Annotated in this window: 22 protein-coding genes, 1 pseudogene and 1 riboswitch; of the genes and pseudogenes, 10 read left to right on the top strand and 13 right to left on the bottom strand. The window is 74.7% G+C overall.

Annotation, left to right across the window (positions count from 1 at the left end):
• The 7 genes from ACFVGY_RS18190 to ACFVGY_RS18160 form a co-directional block, all read right to left on the bottom strand.
• Positions 1 to 1,461, bottom strand: coding sequence for a cobyrinate a,c-diamide synthase (locus ACFVGY_RS18190; protein WP_385678044.1), 1,461 nt, complete (start codon positions 1,459 to 1,461; stop codon positions 1 to 3).
• Entirely contained in the window at positions 1,455 to 2,054 is a 600-nt protein-coding gene (gene cobO, locus ACFVGY_RS18185; RefSeq protein WP_385678041.1) for a cob(I)yrinic acid a,c-diamide adenosyltransferase, read from the bottom strand. The genes ACFVGY_RS18190 and cobO overlap by 7 nt, the downstream gene beginning before the upstream one ends.
• Entirely contained in the window at positions 2,054 to 4,183 is a 2,130-nt protein-coding gene (locus ACFVGY_RS18180; RefSeq protein ID WP_385678038.1) for a putative cobaltochelatase, read from the bottom strand. Before ACFVGY_RS18180 ends, cobO begins: the two co-directional genes overlap by 1 nt.
• 166 nt (positions 4,184 to 4,349) lie before the next feature.
• Complete coding sequence (locus ACFVGY_RS18175; protein ID WP_385678035.1) at positions 4,350 to 5,870, bottom strand: cobyric acid synthase; 1,521 nt, start codon at positions 5,868 to 5,870, stop codon at positions 4,350 to 4,352.
• Positions 5,867 to 6,841, bottom strand: coding sequence for a cobalamin biosynthesis protein (locus ACFVGY_RS18170; protein WP_385678032.1), 975 nt, complete (start codon positions 6,839 to 6,841; stop codon positions 5,867 to 5,869). Before ACFVGY_RS18170 ends, ACFVGY_RS18175 begins: the two co-directional genes overlap by 4 nt.
• Before the next feature lie 58 nt (positions 6,842 to 6,899).
• A riboswitch (cobalamin riboswitch) is annotated at positions 6,900 to 6,984 on the bottom strand.
• Positions 6,985 to 7,193: 209 nt separating this feature from the next.
• On the bottom strand, positions 7,194 to 7,415 hold the full coding sequence (locus ACFVGY_RS18165; protein ID WP_385678030.1) for a hypothetical protein: 222 nt from the start codon (positions 7,413 to 7,415) through the stop codon (positions 7,194 to 7,196).
• A gap of 28 nt (positions 7,416 to 7,443) precedes the next feature.
• On the bottom strand, positions 7,444 to 8,697 hold the full coding sequence (locus tag ACFVGY_RS18160) for an anion permease (protein WP_385678027.1): 1,254 nt from the start codon (positions 8,695 to 8,697) through the stop codon (positions 7,444 to 7,446).
• A 376-nt stretch (positions 8,698 to 9,073) separates the two neighbouring features.
• Between ACFVGY_RS18160 and ACFVGY_RS18155 the strand changes: the two genes are divergently transcribed.
• Together ACFVGY_RS18155 and ACFVGY_RS18150 are read left to right on the top strand one after the other, a co-directional pair.
• Positions 9,074 to 10,198 (top strand): alpha/beta hydrolase family protein, encoded by a 1,125-nt coding sequence (locus tag ACFVGY_RS18155; RefSeq protein WP_385678024.1) that lies wholly within the window; start codon positions 9,074 to 9,076, stop codon positions 10,196 to 10,198.
• A 116-nt stretch (positions 10,199 to 10,314) separates the two neighbouring features.
• Entirely contained in the window at positions 10,315 to 11,853 is a 1,539-nt protein-coding gene (locus ACFVGY_RS18150) for a hypothetical protein (RefSeq protein WP_385678021.1), read from the top strand.
• A 33-nt stretch (positions 11,854 to 11,886) separates the two neighbouring features.
• On the opposite strand, the gene ACFVGY_RS18145 is transcribed toward ACFVGY_RS18150, so the two are convergent.
• Both ACFVGY_RS18145 and ACFVGY_RS18140 read right to left on the bottom strand, forming a co-directional pair.
• Positions 11,887 to 12,282, bottom strand: a complete 396-nt coding sequence (locus ACFVGY_RS18145) for a VOC family protein (protein WP_385678018.1) — start codon at positions 12,280 to 12,282, stop codon at positions 11,887 to 11,889.
• Between the two features lie 5 nt (positions 12,283 to 12,287).
• On the bottom strand, positions 12,288 to 12,674 hold the full coding sequence (locus ACFVGY_RS18140) for a neutral zinc metallopeptidase (RefSeq protein ID WP_385678015.1): 387 nt from the start codon (positions 12,672 to 12,674) through the stop codon (positions 12,288 to 12,290).
• 81 nt (positions 12,675 to 12,755) lie between these two features.
• On the opposite strand from ACFVGY_RS18140, the gene ACFVGY_RS18135 reads away from it, so the two are divergent.
• The 8 genes from ACFVGY_RS18135 (at position 12,756) to amaP (ending at position 18,434) form a co-directional block, all read left to right on the top strand.
• The gene (locus tag ACFVGY_RS18135; RefSeq protein ID WP_385678012.1) at positions 12,756 to 14,354 is read left to right on the top strand and encodes an ABC-F family ATP-binding cassette domain-containing protein; all 1,599 of its coding nucleotides are present in this window, start codon (positions 12,756 to 12,758) and stop codon (positions 14,352 to 14,354) included.
• 359 nt (positions 14,355 to 14,713) lie between these two features.
• On the top strand, positions 14,714 to 14,935 hold the full coding sequence (locus ACFVGY_RS18130) for a helix-turn-helix domain-containing protein (protein WP_179175146.1): 222 nt from the start codon (positions 14,714 to 14,716) through the stop codon (positions 14,933 to 14,935).
• A 164-nt stretch (positions 14,936 to 15,099) separates the two neighbouring features.
• Positions 15,100 to 15,879 (top strand): enoyl-CoA hydratase/isomerase family protein, encoded by a 780-nt coding sequence (locus ACFVGY_RS18125; RefSeq protein WP_385678009.1) that lies wholly within the window; start codon positions 15,100 to 15,102, stop codon positions 15,877 to 15,879.
• Between the two features lie 170 nt (positions 15,880 to 16,049).
• Positions 16,050 to 16,484 carry an Asp23/Gls24 family envelope stress response protein gene (locus ACFVGY_RS18120; RefSeq protein WP_385678006.1) on the top strand — a complete coding sequence of 145 codons (435 nt, stop codon included), beginning with the start codon at positions 16,050 to 16,052 and terminating at the stop codon, positions 16,482 to 16,484.
• Positions 16,485 to 16,494: 10 nt separating this feature from the next.
• On the top strand, positions 16,495 to 16,677 hold the full coding sequence (locus ACFVGY_RS18115; protein ID WP_385678004.1) for a hypothetical protein: 183 nt from the start codon (positions 16,495 to 16,497) through the stop codon (positions 16,675 to 16,677).
• 13 nt (positions 16,678 to 16,690) lie between these two features.
• On the top strand, positions 16,691 to 17,131 hold the full coding sequence (locus ACFVGY_RS18110) for a hypothetical protein (protein WP_385678001.1): 441 nt from the start codon (positions 16,691 to 16,693) through the stop codon (positions 17,129 to 17,131).
• On the top strand, positions 17,128 to 17,874 hold the full coding sequence (locus ACFVGY_RS18105; protein WP_385677998.1) for a DUF6286 domain-containing protein: 747 nt from the start codon (positions 17,128 to 17,130) through the stop codon (positions 17,872 to 17,874). The genes ACFVGY_RS18110 and ACFVGY_RS18105 overlap by 4 nt, the downstream gene beginning before the upstream one ends.
• Complete coding sequence (amaP, locus tag ACFVGY_RS18100; RefSeq protein ID WP_385677995.1) at positions 17,871 to 18,434, top strand: alkaline shock response membrane anchor protein AmaP; 564 nt, start codon at positions 17,871 to 17,873, stop codon at positions 18,432 to 18,434. Before ACFVGY_RS18105 ends, amaP begins: the two co-directional genes overlap by 4 nt.
• Before the next feature lie 33 nt (positions 18,435 to 18,467).
• Here amaP and ACFVGY_RS18095 read toward each other — a convergent pair whose 3' ends face one another.
• The 4 genes and pseudogenes from ACFVGY_RS18095 to ACFVGY_RS18080 all read right to left on the bottom strand — a co-directional run.
• Positions 18,468 to 19,223, bottom strand: a complete 756-nt coding sequence (locus ACFVGY_RS18095) for an SDR family oxidoreductase (RefSeq protein WP_385677993.1) — start codon at positions 19,221 to 19,223, stop codon at positions 18,468 to 18,470.
• A 47-nt stretch (positions 19,224 to 19,270) separates the two neighbouring features.
• Positions 19,271 to 20,065 carry an SURF1 family protein gene (locus ACFVGY_RS18090; protein WP_385677990.1) on the bottom strand — a complete coding sequence of 265 codons (795 nt, stop codon included), beginning with the start codon at positions 20,063 to 20,065 and terminating at the stop codon, positions 19,271 to 19,273.
• 117 nt (positions 20,066 to 20,182) lie between these two features.
• Complete coding sequence (locus ACFVGY_RS18085) at positions 20,183 to 20,416, bottom strand: hypothetical protein (protein ID WP_385677987.1); 234 nt, start codon at positions 20,414 to 20,416, stop codon at positions 20,183 to 20,185.
• 63 nt (positions 20,417 to 20,479) lie between these two features.
• Positions 20,480 to 21,388, bottom strand: a pseudogene (locus ACFVGY_RS18080) (DEDDh family exonuclease); the annotation flags it as partial.
• Between the last annotated feature and the right edge of the window lie 100 nt (positions 21,389 to 21,488).

The following is a 21,488-nucleotide window of genomic DNA, read 5'->3' as shown; positions in this document are numbered from 1 at the left end:
TCACGGGTGGGCCGCCGCCGCTGCGGTGAAGCGGCGGGCGACGGAGGGCTCCGCCGCCCAGTGGGTGTGCAGGTAGCTGGCGTGCACGCCCTGCCGGACGAACCCCTCGACGCGCCGCTCCGGATGCGTGAACCCCCAGGCGGGGGCCTCGCCCGCACCCGGCTCGACCACCGTGCGGTGGAACTCGTGGCCGCGCAGCCGGGTACCGGCCGCCGCGAGGGGGCTGTCCGACACGGCCACGGCCTCGCGGTAGCCGAGGGTCAGGCGCTCCGACATCCGCGCGTCGGCGTCCAGCACCCCGCACATGGGCTTCCCGTCGAGGCTCCGTGCCAGGTACAGCAGCCCGGCGCACTCGGCGGCGATCGGCCCGCCCGCCGCGGCGAACTCCGCGACGGCCTTGCGGAGCGGCTCGTTGGCGGCGAGGTCGGGAGCGTACACCTCCGGGAACCCGCCGCCGATCACCAGGCCCGCGGTGTGCTCGGGCAGCTGCTCGTCGCGCAGCGGGTCGAAGGGGACGACCTCGGCGCCGGCCGCGGTGAGCAGCTCGGCGTGCTCGGCGTACGAGAACGTGAACGCCGCCCCTCCGGCGACGGCGACCACGGGCCGCCCCGCACCCGGGCCCGAACTCCCGCCCGCGACAAGCCCGTCGGCCACGGCGAGCCCGTCCCCCGTGGCAAGTCCGGCGCCCGCGGCCGACGCACCGCCTTCGGCCAGGGCCCGCTCCGGCGACCAGGCGGCGCCGTGCAGCGGCGGCGCCGACCGGGCCAGCGCCAGCAGGGCCTCCAGGTCGCAGCCGGCCCGGACTTGCTCCGCCAGCGCCGCCACCGAGGCCATCGCGTCCGCCCGGCGCTCGGCCACCGGCACCAGACCCAGGTGCCGCGACGGCGCCGACACCTGCGGCGCCCGCCGCAGGACGCCCAGCACCGGGGTGCCCGCCTCCTCCAGCGCCTCCCGCAGCATCGCCTCGTGCCGGTCGGACCCGACCTTGTTCAGGATCACCCCGCCGAGCCGCACCTGCGGGTCGAACGACGCGAACCCGTGCACCAGCGCCGCCACCGAGCGCGACTGCGAGGAGGCGTCCACCACGAGCACCACCGGTGCCCGCAGCAGCTTCGCCACCTGCGCAGTCGACGCCAGTTCACCGCGGCCCGCGGCTCCGTCGTACAGCCCCATCACGCCCTCGACGATCGCGAGGTCACAGCCCGCCGCCCCGTGCGCGAACAGCGGTCCGACCAGCTCCGGCCCGCACAGGAACGCATCGAGGTTGCGCCCCGGCCGCCCCGTCGCCAGCGCGTGGTACCCGGGGTCGATGTAGTCGGGGCCGGCCTTGTGCGGGGACACGGCCAGGCCGCGCCCCGCGAAGGCCGCCATCAGGCCCGTCGCCACGGTGGTCTTGCCGCTGCCCGACGAGGGCGCGGCGATCACCAGGCGCGGGACGCCGAACGCCTGCGAGGTCACCACTCGATGCCCTTCTGGCCCTTCTGGCCCTCGTCCATCGGGTGCTTGACCTTCGTCATCTCCGTGACGAGGTCGGCGAACTCCATCAGCTTCTCCGGTGCGTCCCGGCCCGTGATCACCACGTGCTGGGTGCCCGGCCGGTTGCGGAGCACCTCGATGACCTCGTCGACGTCGATCCAGCCCCATTTCATCGGGTACGCGAACTCGTCCAGCACGTACAGCCGGTGCGTCTCGGCGGCCAGGTCCCGCTTGACCTGCTCCCAGCCCTCCTTGGCCGCCTGCTCGTTGTCGAGCTGTGCGTCCCGCTGGACCCAGGACCAGCCCTCGCCCATCTTGTGCCAGACGACGGGGCCGCCCTCGCCGGAGGCGCCGAGCACCTTCAGCGCGTTCTCCTCGCCGACCTTCCACTTCGCCGACTTGACGAACTGGAACACCCCGATGGGCCAGCCCTGGTTCCAGGCGCGCAGCGCGAGCCCGAACGCCGCCGTCGACTTGCCCTTGCCCGGCCCGGTGTGGACCAGGACGAGCGGGCGGTTGCGGCGCTGGCGGGTGGTGAGTCCGTCGTTCGGGATGACGGTCGGCTGTCCCTGCGGCATTACGCGGCCCTCCTGTTGGTGTGCGGTGACGACGACGACATCGCCGACGTGCGTACGTTCTTCACGAGCCCGGCCAGCGCATCGGCCCGCAGCCCCTCCAGCGTCACGGCCGGCCCGCCGAGGTCCGCGGCCAGCGCCCCGGCCAGTCCCAGCCGGACCGGCCCCGTCTCGCAGTCCACGACCACCGAGGCCACCCCGTCGGCCGCCAGCAGCCTGGCACTGCGCGCCGCGAGCGCGCGGGCGTCACCGCCGAGGACGCCGGCCGAAGTGGCCCGCCCGTCGGTGACCACCACCAGCAGCGGGCGGCGGCTCGGATCCCGCAGCCGCTCGGTCCGCAGCACCTCACGGGCCTTCAGCAGACCCGAGGCGAGCGGGGTGCGGCCGCCGGTCGGCAGCCGGTCCAGCCGGGCCGCGGCCGCGTCCACCGAGGAGGTCGGCGGCAGTGCGAGGTCCGCGCCGGCACCCCGGAAAGTGATCAGGCCGACCTTGTCGCGCCGCTGGTAGGCGTCCAGCAGCAGAGACAGCACGGCACCCTTGACGGCGCCCATGCGCTGCCGGGCCGCCATCGAGCCGGAGGCGTCGACCACGAAGAGCACGAGGTTGCCCTCGCGGCCCTCCCGGGTGGCCTGGCGCAGATCGTCCTTGCGGAGCACGAGCCCGCGGCCGCTGCGCCCGCGCGCCTTCTGGTGCGGGGCGGCCGCGTGCAGGGTCGCGGCCAGGTGCAGCTTCGTCAGCTGGCCGCGCGGGCGCTGGGCGCCGGTGGTACGGCCGTGCGCGGTGCGGGCGCGCGAGCGGCGGCCGGACGCGCCCTCCCCGAGGCCCGGCACGCTGAGCATCTTCGTCCGGAACGGCTCGCCGGCCCGTACGGCCGCCTGTTCGGGGGCGTCCCCGCCCTGCCCGGCGGCGGGCTGCGGGGCGGGGGCGGGGGCGTCCGCGGCCTCCGGAGCATCGGGGGCGTCGGCGGCCTCCGGCCCTTCCGGACCGCCCTGCGGGGGAACCCCGCCGCCGTTCGGGTCGTCGCCGCCGTCACCGGGGCCGCCGTCGTCCGGATCCTCCGGGCCCTCCGGGCCCGGCTCGGGCTCGGGATCCGGCTCGGGATCCGGATCGGGCTCGTCGTCGGCGAAGCCGTCCAGGATCTCGTCGAGCTTCTCCTCGTCGAGACCCGGCGCGTCGAAGGGCGCCCGTCGACGGCGGTGGGGGAGGGCCAGCAGCGCGGCCTGCCGCACGTCCTCCTTCAGCACCGCCGTACGCCCGGCCAAGGCGGCCAGCGCCGTCGCCGTGCGGGCCATCACGATGTCGGCGCGCATGCCGTCCACCTCGAACCCGGCACAGACCGCCGCGATCATCAGCAGCGCCTTGTCGCCCAGCCGGACCTTCGGCAGCAGGGCCCGTGCGGTGACCACCCGGGCCCGTACCGCGGCCTCGTCACCGGCCCAGCGGGCGGCGAAGTCGGCCGGGGCGTCCTCGTAGGCGAGCCTGCGCCGGACCACCTCGACACGCTGCTCCGGCTCCCGGGAGGCGGCGACCTCGACGGTCAGTCCGAACCGGTCGAGCAGCTGCGGCCGCAGCTCGCCCTCCTCCGGGTTCATGGTGCCGACGAGGAGGAACCGGGCGGCGTGCCGGACGGACACGCCCTCGCGCTCGATGTGGCAACTGCCCATGGCGGCGGCGTCCAACAACGAGTCCACCAAGTGGTCATGGAGCAGATTGACCTCGTCGACGTAGAGGATGCCGCGGTGCGCGGCCGCGAGCAGGCCCGGCTCGAAGGCCTTCACCCCGTCGGCGAGGGCCCGTTCGATGTCGAGCGCGCCGACCAGGCGGTCCTCGGAGGCGCCGACGGGCAGCTCCACCATCCGGGCGGGCCGTGCCGTACCGGGGCCCGGCTCGTGGGGTCCGTCGGGGCAGGCCGGGTCCGGGACGGCGGGCGCGCAGCTGAAGCGGCAGCCGGGCACGACGTCGACCTCCGGCAGCACGGCGGCCAGCGCACGCACCGCCGTGGACTTGGCCGTGCCCTTCTCGCCGCGCACCAGCACCCCGCCGACCGCCGGGCTGACGGCGTTGAGCAGCAGCGCCAGCCGGAGGTCGTCCTGGCCGACCACGGCCGAGAAGGGGAAGAGGGCGCTGCTCATGAACCGATCACTCCTTCGAGTGGCTTGTCGTCGATGCGCACGCTCAGGCGTCCGGGGGGAACCGGACCGGCTGCACGCTCCCTGCCCCGGCAGGGCTGGTCCGCTGCTGCCCGACCACCTGGTCGGGGTGCTCCTGTGCTCCCCGCACGTGCGGGGACGGTGGGGGTCACGGTGCCCCCGGCGGGAGGAAGGGCAGGCCCGTCGGGGCGCCGGCCTCGATGAGGCGGAGCAGGGCTCCGGTGTCGGCGTGTTCCTCGATGAGGTCACCGAGCAGGTCGAGCTGCTCCTCCCGGAGCCCCGCGAAGGAGGTGTCCGGGGCCGGGACGAAGCGGCGGCCGGCCGCGGCCGCGACCTCGCGCAGGAAGGCCCGGCGGAAGGCGTCCGACTCCAGCGAGCCGTGCCAGTGGGTTCCCCACACCGCGCCGACCCGGCAGCCGTCCAGGAACGGCTCCCCGCCCAGCACCTCGGCCACGCCGTGGTGGATCTCGTAGCCGTCGACCGGCTCACCCAGCGCCGAGCCGGTCGGCCGGGCCAGGGTCTTCTCCTTGGCGAACCGGACCCGGACCGGCAGCAGTCCGAGGCCCTCGACCACGCCGGCCTTCGACTCGACCTCGTCCTCGATCCGTTCGCCGAGCGCCTGGAAGCCGCCGCAGATGCCGAGCACCGGCCGGCCCTCCGCGGCCCGCCGCACCAGCGCCTCGGCGAGCCCGCGCTCGCGCAGCCACTGGAGGGCCTTCACCGTGCCGCGGGTGCCGGGGACCACGACCAGGTCGGCGTCGGCCAGTTCCTCGGCCCGGTCCACGAACCGCACCACCACGCCCGGTTCCGCCGCCAGCGCGTCGACGTCCGTGAAGTTCGACATCAGCGGCACCGCGCAGACCGCGACCCGCAGCACGTCCTCGCCGACCGGCGGGGCGACGACCGATTCGCGCACCGCGCCGCGCAGGGAGACCCGCAGGCCGTCCTCCTCGTCGATGCCGAGCCCGTGCCGGTACGGCAGGACCCCGTACGTGGCCCGGCCGGTGAGGGACCGGAGCATCTCCATGCCCGGCTCCAGCAGCGACACGTCACCGCGGAACTTGTTCACCAGGTATCCGGCGATCAGGGACTGGTCCTGCTCGGACAGCAGTGCCGTCGTCCCGAAGAACGAGGCGAAGACGCCGCCCCGGTCGATGTCGCCGACCACGACCACCGGGAAGCGCGCGGCCCGCGCGATCCCCATGTTCACGATGTCGGTCCGGCGCAGGTTGATCTCGGCCGGACTGCCCGCCCCCTCGCAGATCACGGCGTCATACGTGCCCCGCAGCTGCTCCAGGCAGTCCGTGACCACGCCGAGCAACTGCTCCTGCCGGCCGCCGTGGTAGCCGCGCGCGCTCATCTCGCCCACCGGCTTGCCCAGCAGCACCACCTGGCTGCTGCGGTCGCTGCCCGGCTTGAGCAGGACCGGATTCATCAGCGCGGTCGGCTCGACGCCCGCGGCCTGCGCCTGCATGGCCTGCGCCCGCCCGATCTCGGCGCCCTCGCGGGTCACGAACGAGTTGAGCGACATGTTCTGCGCCTTGAACGGCGCCACCTTCACGCCCGTGCGGGCCAGCCAGCGGCAGATGCCCGCCGTGACCACGCTCTTGCCCGCGTCCGACGTCGTACCGGCGACGAGGAGTCCCCCCGCCCGCTTCGCGCCGCTCATGCCCGTCCCTTCCCCGACGTCCGCTTCCCCGGCCGGCGCGACAGCGCGTACCGCAGTGCCACGCAGGCCCCCAGCGCCAGCCACGTCACCTGCTGCGAGAGCCGTACCGCCCGTTCGATGTCCGCGAGCTCCACCGGCCGACCCGCCGCGCCGTTCAGGACGGCCCGGTGCTCGACCCGCCCGCCGTACGAGAGGGTGCCGCCCAGCCGTACGCCAAGGGCGCCCGCGAAGGAGGCTTCCACCGGCCCGGCGTTGGGGCTCGGGTGCTGTGCGGCGTCGGCGCGCCAGGCCCGTACGGCGCCCCGCCGGTCCGGACCGGCGGCCACGGCCGCCAGCGCGGTCAGCCGGGCGCCCGGCCAGCCCGCGAGATCGTCGAGCCGGGCGGAGGCCCAGCCGTAGCGCAGGTGGCGGGGCGACTTGTGGCCGACCATCGCGTCGAGGGTGTTCACCGCGCGGAAGGCCAGCAGCCCGGGCACGCCCGCGACGGCGCCCCACACCAGGGCCCCGACCACGGCGTCGGAGGTGTTCTCGGCCACCGACTCCACGACGGCGCGGGCCATCTGTTGTTCGTCCAGGGCCTGCGGGTCGCGCCCGCACAGGTGCGGCAGCCGCTCGCGGGCCACCTCGGCGTCCCCGGCGGCGAGCGCCCCGCCGATGGCGCGGGCCTCCCGGCCCAGCGTGGTGCCGCCGACGACGGCCCAGGTGGCGGCGGCGGTGACGGCGATCCGGGCAGCCGCGGACCGGGACCGCACGGCGCGGGCGGCCAACGCGCCGACGGCGGCCGCGCCCCCCACGCAGACGAGGGTGTGGACGGCGCCGCGGGCGCGGTCGTCGCGCCACAGGGCGCGTTCGACGGCGGCGGCGGCCCGTCCGAAAGCGGCCACGGGGTGCCCGCGGCGCGGATCGCCGAGGATCCGGTCGCCGATCAGGCCCGCCGTGGCGCCGTACGCGAAGACGCGATCGGCACGCATGGTTGCTGGTATGTCCTCACTCAGGGTCCGCGCCCTGGTTCGACGTGTCCGGCGGCGAGAGTTCCTGGCTCCCGGGCCGCACGTGCCGCGTGCGCCCCGGTGACAGTGGCGGGACCGCGCCGGAATCGCACCGGACTTCCTCTCCATGCCGCCGTGATGGCTCGGGCAGTCCACCACGCACCGCGAACGCCCGTCAACTCGCCGTTGACCTGCGGCGAGGCAGGTCACACACGGCTGACACGGACACGGCCACGGGCAGGGCCACGGGCAGGGCCACGGGTACGGTCGCGGGCACGGGAAAGCTCCCCCCGGAGGACCCGGAGGGAGCTTTCGCGCGTGATGTGCGCCGTCGTCAGCTGACGATCAGGTAGATGCCGTACGCGACGGCCGCGGCGACGACCGCGAAGCAGGCGTACGCACCGCTGCGGGCCAGGGTGGCGGCTCCGCCCTGCTCTGCGGCTGCCTCGTGCTTCGACAGGCCCACCAGGCCCAGGGTGAACAGGGCCACGAGGGCGACGGTGGCGGAGAGGCTGACCCCGAAGACGGAGCCGAGGGCTGCCCAGTCGATCTTCATACTGCGGATTCCTCTGTCGTTCTCGGGGTCAGACCGTGGCCGCGGGGGCCGCGGGGGTCGGCGAGGAGGGCGCCGGGATGGTGGCCTTCAGCTCCTCGCCCGCCACGGCGGCGGCGGTCGGCGGGACGGTGACGGCGGCCATGGCCGTGGTGACCACGCCCGGGGCCTCGGCGTCGGCCGGCTGCACGTCGTTGACGTTGTTGTGGTCGACGACCTTGCGGCGCGAGATCAGCCAGATCGCCAGGCAGGAGCCGACCAGGAAGACCGTGACGGCGGCGATGCCGACGTCGCCGGTGCGCATGACCATCTCGGCGAGCGCGGAGACCAGGGCGGCGGCCGGCAGGGTCAGGCCCCACGCGACGAACATGCGGGTGGCCGTGGACCAGCGGACCACGCCGCCCTTGCGTCCCAGGCCGGCACCCATGACCGCGCCGGAGCAGGCGTGGGTGGTGGAGAGGGAGAAGCCGAGGCTGGAGGAGGCCAGGATGACGCTCGCGGCCGAGGTCTGGGCGGCGAAGCCCTGCTGCGGCTGGAGGTCGGTCAGGCCCTTGCCCATGGTGCGGATGATGCGCCAGCCGCCCAGGTAGGTGCCGAGGGCGATGGCCACACCGGCCGAGACGATGACCCAGACCGGCGGGTTCGCACCGGGGTGCAGGGCGCCGCCGGCGACGAGCGCCAGCGTGATGATGCCCATGGTCTTCTGCGCGTCGTTGGTGCCGTGCGCGAGGGAGACGAGGCCGGCGGAGGCGATCTGACCGGCGCGGTAGCCCTTGGCGGAGGTCTTCTCGCCGACGTGGCCACCGAGCTTGTAGGTGACCCGGGCGGCCAGCATCGAGGCCACACCGGCCACGAGCGGCGCGGCGACGGCCGGGATGAGCACCTTGGTGACGACGACGTCGCCGTTGACGGCGCCGAGGCCGGCGGAGGCGACCGCGGCACCGATCAGACCGCCCATCAGGGCGTGCGACGAGCTGGAGGGCAGTCCGACCAGCCAGGTCACGAGGTTCCACAGGATCGCGCCGACGAGGGCGGCGAAGATCACTTCGGGCTGGATGCCCTCTTCGTTGACGAGGCCCTTGGAGATCGTCTTGGCGACCTCCACGGACAGGAAAGCGCCGACGAGGTTGAGCACGGCGGACATTGCCACCGCCGTCTTGGGCTTGAGGGCGCCGGTCGAGATGGTGGTCGCCATCGCGTTGGCTGTGTCGTGGAAACCGTTCGTGAAGTCGAACACGAGAGCGGTGATGATCACGATCCCGAGGAGAAGCGTTATGTGCTCCATTTACCCAGGCTTCTGTTTGGCGTCAGTGGCTCGCCGACCGTAGGCAACCTGGGTGAACGGAAGATGAACTGACATCGTCGGAGCGATGTACCGGGGTGGCCCCCCGTCCCGATCTTCGTCCCGGTTTCATGGTCCATATGTCGATTAATGCATGTCAAAGCGGGGTTAACGAACCTTCCCGGCCGGCCCGCGGGTGCCCGGACCCGCCCCGAAGCGGAGCCGGAAGTGATCCACATCACGCCGGGCGGAGGCCTTGTCGACGGGCCCCCACGGCACCGGCCCCGGCCCCCGCCGTCGACGTTCCGCTTCCCGGCGGTCGGAAAGCCCGACCGGGCCCCCGGTGGCCCGCCCGCGCTCCCGCCTCGACACTGGAGCGGTGCGTACCGCCACTGCGACGGCCGCGGCCGTCGCCACCACCCTCGTCGGCGCCGGCGCGGCCGCCGTCGCGGCAGGCCGCTGCGCCGCGGACGCCGCCCTGCGCCCCGGCCGCCCCCTGCCCGGCGGGCCCAGGCTGAGCGTCCACTCCACCGCCCCGGGCCGCGTCGCACTGACCCGCTGCCTGGCCTCGCTGCGCCCCGGCACCTACGGCCTGACCGCGCCCGGGGTGCACGCCGTCGTCGGGTCCGTCCTGGACGACGTGGCCCACGACCCCGACACCGTCGTCCGCCGGCTCCTGGGCGTCGCCCACGGCAGCCTCGACCCCGGTACCCGCGTCGCCCTCACCCCCCAGATCCACGCGGGCGACCCGGGCACCGCCCTCGGACTCGAGCACGCCGACGTGGACGTCCCCGGCGAGCTCGGCGCGCTACCCGCCTGGTTCGTGCCCGCCGCCCGCGCCACCTGGGTCATCGCCGTCCACGGGCTCGGCACCGGCCGCGAGCACCCGATGGTGGTCATGCCCCTCCTGCGCCGCCTCCGGTTGCCCGTCCTCGCCCTCTCCTACCGCGGCGACCCCGGCGCCCCCGCCTCCCCGGACGGCCTCGGCCACCTCGGTGAATCGGAGTGGCGCGACGTGGACGCCGCCATCCGGTACGCCCTGCGCTACGGCGCCCGCCGCGTCGTCCTGCACGGCTGGTCCACCGGCGCCGCCATGGCCCTGCACGCCGCCGAGCGCTCCGCCCTCGCCGACCGCATCGCCGGCCTCGTCCTCGACTCGCCGGTGCTCGACTGGCACGCCACCCTGCGCGCGCTCGTCGCGGCCCGGCACACCCCGGCCGCCCTGCTGCCGCTGGCCGTGCGCGCCGCCGAGGGGCGCGCCGGACTGCGGGCCGGTCACCGGCGGCCCGGCGAGGACGCCGGTGCACTGCACGTCCCCGTACTGATCTTCCACGGCCCCGACGACACGATCGCCCCCTGGGAGCCCTCCCGCCGGCTCGCCGCCGCCCGGCCCGACCTCGTCACCCTGCGGACGGTCCGCGACGCCCCGCACGGGGCGATGTGGAACGCCGATCCGCACGCGTACGAGGAAGCCCTGCGCCGCTTTCTCACCCCCCTGATGTGAAGCCCGTGTGTACACAGGGGCAGGTGCGTCGATATGTCGGAAATTCCGGTGCCCCGACCTCTGATGACAGCCGGTTCCGTTTGGGCTTTCGGCCGGTGACGGGCGAGACTTCTTCCGTGACGTCCCGAAAGCCTGATGAGCAGTTGGTTCGCGACTCCAGACTCCGACTCGTCTCCCCGCGCTCCGTCGCAACAGCCCGCAAGGCGGTGACGGACCGGCGCACCCGGTCGGCCTCCAGGCCCCCGGCGGGCACCCCTGCCCCGGCCGAACTCGCCAACGGGGCCCGGGCCTCGCTCGCCGACGCGGTACGGCTCGCCCGGTGGGCCGAACGCAACCTCGGAGCGGGCGACGGAGGACGGCCCGCCCCGGCCGGCGCCCTGCCCGCGGTGGACGTTGAACGGGCCTCCGAGGAACTGGGCCTGACACACGGGCAGATCCGGGCCGGCTGGGACCGCGCCCGCCTCGCCGGGCTCGTCGAGGTGCACGGCGGCCAGGCCCGGCCGGGCTGGCGGCTGCGGGCCTGGGACACCGACGACAGCGCCGTCCTGCGCGGCTGGGTCGCCCTCTTCGACGCCTGGTCGCTGGTGCACCCGGCGCCCGCCGACATCGCCCCCGCCGCCGTCGCCGAGGTCGTCGAGGCGATGCCCCAACTGCTCTCCCTGCTCCAGCTGTCCGCCGGCCCGGTGACCGTCCCGGACCTGCTGGACCTGCTCGGCCAGCGCGTCGCCGAACTCCGCGACGAGCGCTGCGAGGTCCCGTACGAGGCCCTCGCGCGCGGGGGTTCGCCGGCCGAAGCGGCGCCGGACGGCACGCAGGAACCCGCCTCGGAGCCCCCCGCCTCGGAGCCCCCCGCCTCGGAGCCGGCCGCCTCGGGGCCCCCTGCCTCCGGGCCCGCCGCGGCCGCAGCCCCCGGCGGCCCGGCGGCGGCCCAGGTCCCGCTCGCCCGGCTGCTGCGCTGGGCGCTCGGCGGCCTCGCCGCCGTGGACGCCGTCACCCTCGGACCGGCCCAGGCCTCGCTCACCCCGCTCGGCAGCTGGGCCGTCTGGGTCAAGTTGGAGCAGATCTGCGTGGCCGCGCAGAGCCCTGCCGGGAACATCGAGCAGTCCGCCGCAGCCATGCTGCACGGCTGCGCCGGCCTCACCCCCGGCCCGGCCCGGGCCGAGTACCGGGCCTGGCTCGCCGCCCGCCCCGTCGGCCATGCCGTCGGCGAGCTGCTGGGCGCCGCCCGCGGCGACGACGCCCTGCTGCGCGGCCTCGCCTTCGAGGCCCTCCGCGTGGTCGGCGCCCCCGCCGAACCCGAGGTCCGCGCCGCCGTCCGCGAGTCCGCCCTGCGGCCGTACGCCCTGCTCTGGCTCGCCGAGCACGACGGGGTCGACCCCGACGAGGCCCAGGACGTGCTCACCCCCGAGGAGTCGACCTGGCTGTGGGTGGACACCGCAGCGGCGATCGCGGACCACGGCGAGGCCGACCTGCTGGCCCGCCACCTCGACTCGGCCGTCCGGACCACGGTGCCCCGGCTGCTGGACGAGGTCCGCGCGGTCGGTCACCCGCGCACGGTGCAGGTCCTGGTCGCGCTGGCAGCCGCCCACCCGGACCCGGCCCTGGCCAAGGCGGTCCGCCGGGCCGCCTTCCAGGTCCACACGGGCGGGGTCTGACCGGGGACGGGCGGGACGGGCGCGCCGCGGGAGTCAGAGCTGGGGCGCGTACGTCCCGAAGCTCCAGACGTTCCCCTCGACGTCCCGGGCCATGTAGTCCCGCGAGCCGTAGTCCTGGTCGGTGGGCTCCATCACGATCTCCGCCCCGTGCTCCACGGCCCGCCGGTGGTGCGCGTCCACGTCGTCGACGACGACGTAGATGCCGGTCGGGCCGGCGTCCGCCATCGCCTCGTCGAAGACGCTGCCCGTACCCCTGCTGCCGAGCATGACCGCGCCCGGGCCGTACGACAGCTCGGCGTGTCTCACCGTGCCGTCCTCGCCCTCGTAGACCGCGACCCGGGTGAATCCGAAGGCCTCGGTCAGCTGTCGGATCGCGGCCTTCGCGTCGCGGTAGACGAGAGCGGGAAACACGGACGGCTGTCCGGCCATGACGATCACCCCTTGTCGGCTCGTGAGCGTGCTCGTGAATGTGACCTGCGCAACAGCATGGCAGGCGGCACCGACAGTGGCGGGCAGGCGGTCACCGGAGGGTGTTGCACCGCGGGCGGACCACCGGTCCGGCACCCCTGGAGGAACCACTGCCGGCGCTGCACGGACGAGTGCCTGAGTCCAAGGCCTCCCGGGGTCACCCGTCCCCGCACCCGCTGCTCGATCCGGTCGTCGCCGACCGCCGCCCCCGCGGCGGAGGTGGCCGCCCCCGCGGCGAGCCCCACCCGGCCCCTTCCGGCGCGCGCCCCGGCCCGCGCCGCCCGGGCCCGCGCCCCCGCGCGGCGCCCACGGCCCGAAAACGGGTTGCGCACCCCCGGTAGAATGAATCCCATGGCAAATCTCCTCGCGGATTAGCGGCGTCGAAGCTCGCCCCCGCCCCCCTTCCGCCGTTCCCACCGCCCTGGAGCATTTCCTTGATCACCGCCACCGGCATCGAGCTGCGCGCCGGCGCCCGCATCCTCATCGAGTCCGCCTCCTTCCGTGTCGCCAAGGGCGACCGCATCGGCCTGGTCGGCCGCAACGGAGCCGGCAAGACCACCCTCACCAAGTGCCTCGCCGGCGAAGGACAGCCCGCCGCGGGCGCCATCACCCGTTCGGGCGAGGTCGGCTACCTGCCCCAGGACCCGCGCACCGGCGACCTCGACGTCCTCGCCCGCGACCGGATCCTGTCCGCCCGCGGCCTCGACGTGCTCATCAAGAAGATGCGCGCCAACGAGGACCGCATCGCCAACGGCTCCGGCGCCACCCGCGAGAAGGCCCTGCGCCAGTACGAGCGCCAGGAGACCGAGTTCCTCACCAAGGGCGGCTACGCCGCCGAGTCCGAGGCCGCGACCATCTCGGCGGCCCTCGGTCTGCCCGACCGGGTCCTCGGCCAGCCGCTGCACACCCTCTCCGGTGGTCAGCGCCGCCGCGTCGAGCTCGCCCGGATCCTCTTCTCGGACGCCGACACCCTGCTCCTCGACGAGCCGACGAACCACCTCGACGCCGACTCGATCGTCTGGCTGCGGGACTACCTCAAGTCCTACCGCGGCGGCTTCATCGTGATCTCCCACGACGTCGACCTCGTCGAGACCGTGGTCAACAAGGTCTTCTACCTCGACGCCAACCGGTCGGTCATCGACGTCTACAACATGGGCTGGAAGCTCTACCAGCAGCAGCGCGAGGCCGACGAGAAGCGCCGCAAGCGCGAGCGCCAGAACGCCGAGAAGAAGGCCGCGGCCCTCAACGCGCAGGCCGACAAGATGCGTGCCAAGGCCACCAAGACCGTCGCCGCGCAGAACATGGCCAAGCGCGCCGACCGCCTGCTGTCCGGCCTGGAGGCCGTGCGCGCCCAGGACAAGGTCGCCAAGCTGCGCTTCCCCGAGCCCGCGCCCTGCGGCAAGACGCCGCTCACCGCCGAGGGCCTGTCGAAGTCGTACGGTTCGCTGGAGATCTTCACCGACGTCGACCTGGCCATCGACAAGGGCTCCAGGGTCGTCATCCTCGGTCTCAACGGCGCCGGCAAGACCACCCTGCTGCGCCTGCTGTCGGGCACCGAGGCGCCGGACACCGGCGCCGTCACCCCCGGCCACGGCCTCAAGCTCGGCTACTACGCCCAGGAGCACGAGACCCTGGACCCGGACCGCAGCGTCCTGGAGAACATGCGCTCCGCCGCGCCCGACATGGACCTGGTGGACGTCCGCAAGACGCTCGGCTCGTTCCTGTTCTCCGGTGACGACGTGGACAAGCCGGCCGGCGTCCTGTCCGGCGGCGAGAAGACCCGCCTCGCGCTCGCGACGCTGGTCGTCTCCTCGGCGAACGTGCTGCTGCTCGACGAGCCCACGAACAACCTCGACCCCGCCAGCCGCGAGGAGATCCTCGGCGCGCTGCGCACCTACAAGGGCGCGGTCATCCTCGTCACGCACGACGAGGGCGCGGTCGACGCCCTGGAGCCGGAGCGGATCATCCTGCTCCCGGACGGGGTCGAGGACATGTGGGGTCCGGACTACCGGGACCTCGTCGCCCTCGCCTGACGCGTTCGGCGGTCGCCGGGCTGATCCAGTTCCTTATGGATCATTCGGCTCAGGCGTTCTCCATCATCTGAGTGAGACGGTCTCGTACCGCTGCGCTCTGTTCGACGGCCCCGGCCGCGCTTTCTCGTGAAGGCGCCCCGGGGCCGTGTTTTTCCGGTTTCCACCCTCTGACCTGGTGATTCCTCGCGCGGGCGGAGAAATGTGACGGACGTCATGCAGCGGAAGAGAGGATTCCGTTCTGCTCGGGTGTCCACGCCCCGGGAAATGCCGTCGTACCGACCTTGCTGAATGGGTGGCCAGGAAGCCGGGGAGGGGTGATCATGAGAAGTCCAGAGCGCACTTCCCATGAGGAGGCACGGGTGGCCGAGACTCTGAAGAAGGGCAGCCGGGTGACCGGCGCCGCGCGCGACAAGCTCGCGGCAGACCTGAAGAAGAAGTACGACTCCGGTGCGAGTATCCGGGCGCTGGCCGAGGAAACGGGCCGGTCCTACGGATTCGTCCACCGGATGCTCAGCGAGTCCGGAGTCGTGCTGCGTGGTCGCGGTGGCGCGACACGCGGCAAGAAAGCGGCTTCGATCTGATCGCGACCCCGGCCGTGAGGCCCGGGGCCGGGAGAGACAACGCTTGCCTGCCTGAACCGCGGTTCCTTCGGTGACCCCCGGTCGGCCGACCGGTCGGCCGGGTGGTTACTGTGCAGTCACTTGGGCCGAGACTGCGGCCGACTGCACACCACCGGAGGCACCAGATGGCTCTGCTCGACAAGGATGGCGTACGGCTCACCGTGGACGACGCGGTCGCGACGGTGACACTGACCAATCCGGCCAAGCGAAACGCTCAGTCCCCCGCGCTCTGGCGGGCGTTGACGGAGGCCGGACGGTCGCTGCCGGGCACCGTCCGGGTCGTGGTGCTGCGCGGCGAGGGCAAGTCCTTCTCCGCCGGACTCGACCGGCAGGCGTTCACCCCCGAGGGATTCGAGGGTGAGCCCTCCTTCCTCGATCTGGCGCGCGGATCGGACGAGCTGCTGGACTCCACCATTGCCGAGTACCAGGAGGCCTTCACCTGGTGGCGCCGCAATGACATCGTCTCCATCGCCGCCGTACAGGGCCACGCGATCGGCGCGGGCTTCCAGCTGGCGCTCGCGTGCGACCTCCGCGTGGTCGCCGACGACGTCCAGTTCGCCATGCGCGAGACCAGCCTGGGCCTGGTCCCGGACCTGGCCGGCACCCAGCCGCTGACCTCCCTCGTCGGCTACGCCCGCGCGCTCGAAATCTGCGCGACGGGCCGCTTCGTGCATGCCGAGGAGGCCGAGCGGATCGGGCTCGCCAACCTGGTGGTCCCCGCCGCTGAGCTGGAGGCCGCGGTCCAGGACCTCACCTCGGCGCTGCTGGCCCCGCCGCGGGACGCGGTGATCGAGACCAAGGCGCTGCTCCGCGATGCGCCCTCCCGTGCGTACGACGACCAGCGCACCGCCGAGCGTGCCGCCCAGGCCCGCCGCCTGCGCGACCTGGCCGGCCTCTCCGACTGACGGCGGGCCCGGGGCCGGGCCTTCCCCCACGTCCCGCCGGGTCCCGCCCGCCGGTCCCGAACGCCCGGAACAGGACCGGCCGGGCCGACCGGCGTAGTCCCGGAGCGCCGCGGCGCCCGCGCGCTTACCGTGGTGGTGCGAGTGAGTCCATCCGCGCGAAGGGACACGCGATGACCGAATCCGCTTCCGGGGGCGCCGCGCGCGACCCCGCCGACCGCGGCCGTACGACCATCTCCGACGGTGTGGTCGAGAAGATCGCCGGACTCGCTGCCCGAGAGGTCGAGGGCGTCCACGCCATGGGCAGCGGCAGCGGCCTGTCCCGCACCTTCGGGGCCGTCCGCGACCGCGTCCCCGGCGGGGCCAAGTCGTCCGTCACCCGCGGGGTCAAGGCCGAGGTGGGCGAGGTGCAGACGGCCCTCGACCTGGAGATCGTCGTCGACTACGGGGTGTCCATCCGCGACGTGGCCCGCGCCGTCCGGCTCAACGTGATCTCCGCCGTCGAGCGGATGACGGGCCTGGAGGTCGTCGAGGTCAACATCGCGGTCAGCGACGTCAAGCTGCCCGACGAGCCGGACGAGGAGCAACCGGAGCCCCGACTCCAGTGAGGGAGCCCGCATGAGGATGGCGTTCGCCGGCCTCTTCGCCGGCATGGCACTGGCGTTCGCCGGCTACTTCGGGGGGTTCGGTGCCTTCCTGCTCGTGGCGGCGCTCGGCGCCGTCGGCTTCGTCGTCGGCCGGTTCCTGGACGGGGACCTGGACCCCGGCGACTTCTTCCGCCCCCGCGACCGCGGCAGGTGAAGGTGAGCCACCGATGAGCATCCCGCCGACGAGTACGCCCCCGACCGGCGCACCCCCGACCGGCGCGGCGCGGGCGGCACCGCCGCGCGTGCCTCCCGCCGAGCGGGGGGCCACCCGCATCGCTGACCGGGTCGTGGCCAAGATCGCGGCCCAGGCCGCCCGGGAGGCGTTGGCCGCACGGCCGGGCGGGCCGCCCCGGGCCGCCGGGCCGGGCGGTGAGGCCGCCCCGCACGCCACCGTGACCGTGCACCACGACATCGCGCGGGTCCGGGTGAGCCTGGAGCTCGACTACCCGTCGGACCTCGCCGAGAGCTGCGCGGCCGTGCGCCGCCAGGTGGTCCGGCGCGTCGAGGAGTGCGCCGGCATGGCCGTACCGGAGGTCGACATCGACATCGAGCACCTGCACTCCGCGCACACCCGCGGTGCCGCCCTACGGGACCGGAAGCTGCGGTGACGGCCCCCGAACCGGCGGCCCCCGAACCGGCGGCCCCCGAACCGGCGGCCCCCGAACCGGCGGATCCGGTACCCGCGGATCCCGCGACGGCCGGCCGGGGAACGGGCAGCGGTACGGGCCGTCGCGGCCGCGGCGGCCGCCGTCGCGGTCGCGGTGATCACGCCCCCGGCCGGGCGCCGACCGCCGGCCGGTTCTGGTCGGCCCGGCGGATCCCGGCCGCCCTGACCGCCCTCCTCCTGCTCGGGGCGGCGGGCCTGTTCCTCTACGACCTCGCCGCCGTACGGGCCCACCGGCCCGGCATGCAGTGGCGCCGCGATCTCGCCGCCCGGCTCGCCCAGCACACCCCCGCCGACCCGGAGGTGCTCGTCGCCGCCGGGGTCCTGGCCGTGGCCGGGGCGGTCCTGCTGGTGCTGGCCCTCACCCCGGGGCTGCGCGGCGTCCTGCCGATGCTGCCACCCCGGGACGGGGAGGGAGCCGGCGCCGGCATCCGGGCCGGGCTCGGGCGGAAGGACGCCGCGCTGGTGCTGCGGGACCGGGCCATGGAGGTGCCCGGGGTGCGGTCCGCGCGCGTGCGGGTCGGCCGCACCCGTGTCGCCGTCCGGGCCGCCTCGCACTTCCGTGAGCTGGACGACGTGCGGGCCGACCTGGAGACCGTACTCGCCGTCGGCATCGGTGAGCTGGGCCTCGCCCACCCGCCGCAGCCGCGGGTACGGGTCAGCCGGGCCGCCGACGGGAAGAGGTGAGCCGCGTGCTCCGGACGGTCAACCGGATCCTGCTCGGCCTGGTGGGGCTCGTCCTGCTCGCCGCCGGGGTGGGCGTGCTGGCGGCGGTGCCGCCGCTCGGCGGCCGCCACGCGCCGCTGCTCGCGGAGCGGACCCGGCGCGAGCACTGGCAGGCCGAGGGCTGGTGGTGGGCCGTCGCCGCCGGCCTGGCGCTGTGCGTCCTGCTCGCCCTGTGGTGGCTGCTGGCCCAGCTGCGTCGCCCGCGGCTACCGGCCGTGGTGGTGGACACCGGTGACGGGGCGTTCGCCGTGCTCCGGGGGCGCGCGCTGGAAGAGGCGGTGGCCGCGGAGGCAGCAGCGCTGCACGGGGTCGCGCGGTGCCGGGTCGTGCTGCGCGGGCGGCGGGGCGCGCCGAGCCTGCGGGTGGCCCTGGAACTGGAGCCGTACGCCGTCCCGGCCGATGCGCTGGCCGCGCTGTCCGGGCCGGTGCTCGGCCACGCCCGCACCTCGGCGGGCCTGGCCGGACTCCCGGCCGAGGCCCGCCTCCGCGTGCCCAGGCACCGTGCCAGCCGCGTCACCTGACGGGCCCCCGGGAACCTACCGCCCGCCGGCCGATCAGAAGCCGTGCCGGAAACCGCCGTCGACCGGCAGCATCACCCCGGTCAGGTACGACGCCGCCGGCGACAGCAGGAACGCCGCGGTCCGGCCGAACTCCTCGGGGGTGCCGTAGCGGCCCAGCGGGATGTGGGCCTCGCTGGCCGCGCGGGCCGCCCGCGCATCGCCGGACAGCTCGTCCAGCTCCCGCACCCGGTCGGTGTCGATCCGGGCCGGCAGCAGCCCGACCACCCGGATGCCCCGCGGCCCCAGCTCCACCGACAGGGACTTGGCGAACCCGGCCAGCCCGGGCCGCAGCCCGTTGGAGACGGTCAGGCCCGGGATCGGCTCGTGGACCGAGCCCGACAGGACGAAGCCGATGACCCCGCCCTCGCCCAGTTCGGCCGCCGCCGCCCGGGCCAGGCGCACCGCGCCGAGGAACACCGACTCGAACGCCTCCGTCCACTGCGCGTCGGTGGTGCCGGCCGCCGAGCCCGGCGCCGGACCGCCGACGCTGACGAGGATGCCGTCGAAGCGGCCGAACCGCTCCTTCGCCGTGGCGATGAGCCGCTCGGCGGCCTGCGGGTCGGCATTGTCGGCCACGACGCCCGCCGCGTTCGGGCCCAGCGCGGCCGCGGCCGAAGCGGTCCGCTCCGCGTCGCGGCCCGACACCACGACGCGGGCCCCGTCCGCGACGAGCTCGCGCGCGGAGGCGAGGCCCAGGCCGCGGGTGGCGCCGGTGACGATGTAGACACGGTCCTTCAGTCCAAGATCCATGTCCGACAACCTACGCCGTGCCGGCCCGCACCGTAACGGGGGCCGGACTACGCCGCCGGCGCCGGCTCCCGCCCGGGGGCCCCGGCCGCGGCCGCCGCGGCCTCCCGGTCGCGCTTCTCCCGCCGTACCAGGACCAGCCAACCCACCGGCACCGACGCCGCGAACAGCCACCACTGCACCGCGTACGCCATGTGCGCACCGATCGAGTCGTGGTCGGGGTCGGCGACCGGCTCGGGCCCGCCGTCCGCCGGGGCGGGGGAGGTGAGCTCCAGGTAGCCGCCGAGGACGGGACGGCCGAGGGAGGCCGCCTGCTGCTCGCCGTTGATCAGCATGACCTGGCGGTCCGGCAGCCCCTTGCGGTCCTTGATGCCGCTGCCGCCACTGGTCTCGTCGGCCTTCAGCCGTCCCGTGACGGTCACCTCGCCCGAGGGCGCGGCCGGCACCGGCGGGTAGGCGCGGGGGTCGTCGCCGCCCGCCACCCAGCCGCGGTTGACCAGCACCACCCGGCCGTCGGCCAGCACGAGCGGGGTCACGACGTGGAAGCCGACCTTGTCGTTGTTGGAGGTGCGCATCCGGACGACGACCTCGTGCGCGGTGTCGTACGCACCGGTGGCGGTGACCGCACGCCAGTAGTCGGACCGCGGGACCCGGTGTCCGGGGGCGGTCAGCTCGGTGACCGGGACCGGCTGGGCGCCGAGGTTGGACGCGATCAGTTCGTTCTGCGCGACCCGGTGCTCGTGACGGTGGTACTGCCAGAACCCGAGCTTGATCATCACGGGGATGAGGACGAGGGCGAAGAGGGTGAGGGTCACCCACTGCCGGGTCAGCACAAAGCGGTACACGCCCATGACGGTACCCCCAGCCGCGAGGACCCCGGCGGCCGGGTGGCCGTCCGGGGTCGGGAGGGGAGCCGGAGGGGGAGGGGCAGGGGCGCGGTGGGGGAGCGTGCGGGGCGTGCGTCATACGTGGTCGACGATGCCCACCTTTCCCTCGGCGCGGGCGCAGTGCGCCCCGCAGTAGTAGTGGCCCTCGACCTCGACGCCCTGCCCGATGATCTGCACCCGGCAGTGCTCGCAGATCGGCGCCATGCGGTGGATGGCGCAGGAGAAGCAGTCGAAGACGTGCACGGCGCCCTGCGCGTGCACTTCGAAGGACATGCCGTAATCGTTTCCACAGACCTCACAACGTGCCATGCGCCACAGGGTGGGACCGCGGGGCGGATCGGGGAAGCGGGCGCCGGGCGAGTCGCCCGATGCTCACCCGTCTGCCGCAGCCACGTCCCGCAGCAGCTGGGTGAAGGCCGCTTCGTCGACCACCGGCGTGCCGTAGGACTTCGCCTTGACGGTCTTCGAGGTCGCCGAGTCGGGGTCGTTCGTCACCAGCAGGCTCGTGAGCCGCGACACACTCGTCGCGACGTGCAGGCCCGCCTCGACCGCCCGGTCCTCCAGCAGCTCGCGGTCGACGGAGGTGTCGCCCGAGAAGGCGACCCGCATGCCCTGCTTCAGCGGCTCGCCGTCCTCGTAGCGCCCCGGGTTGGGGTGCGGGCACGGCGGGCGCTTGCGCGAGGGACGCCAGCTGTTGCCGCGGTACGAGGCCTGGTGGCCGATGCGCGCGGTGACGGGGGAGTCCGACCACTCGGTCAGCGGCCGGCACTCCAGCAGCGGCAGCCGCACCCCGCCCTGCGCGGCGGCGTGCAACGACGGACGGAACGCCTCCGCCAGGACGCGGGCGTCGTCCAGGGCGTGGTGGGCGCGCTGCTGGACCACGCCGAAGTGCGCGGCGAGCGACTCCAGCTTGTGGTTGGGCAGGGGGAGGGCCAGCTCCTTCGACAGGGCGATGGTGCACAGCCGCTGACGGACCGGCGCGGTCTCGGCGGCCCGCGCGTACTCCCGGGCGATCATCTGCCAGTCGAACATGGCGTTGTGGGCGACCAGAACCCGGCCGGCGAGCTGCTCGGCGAACTCCGCGGCGATCTCCCGGAACAGGGGCGCGTCCTGGAGCATCTCGCTGGTCAGCCCGTGGATCCACACCGGGCCCGGATCCCGCTGCGGGTTGACCAGCGTGTACCAGTGGTCCTCCACGTTGCCCTGCGCGTCGAGCCGGTAGACGGCTGCGGAGACTATCCGGTCGTCGCGCGCGAGCCCGGTGGTCTCCACGTCGAGGGGGGGGGGGCCGCCGGCGGGGGGCGCGGGGGGCGGAGGCGGTCTGTGGGGGCGGGCGGGGTGTGCTGTGGTCGAGTGCTATTCGCGCCCCGGGCAGAGCGCC

Source organism: Streptomyces sp. NPDC127106 (assembly GCF_042677605.1).
Classification (GTDB): Bacteria; Actinomycetota; Actinomycetes; order Streptomycetales; family Streptomycetaceae; genus Streptomyces.
Note: the sequence above shows the minus strand (reverse complement) of the source record. Positions and strands in the feature narration are given on the sequence as shown.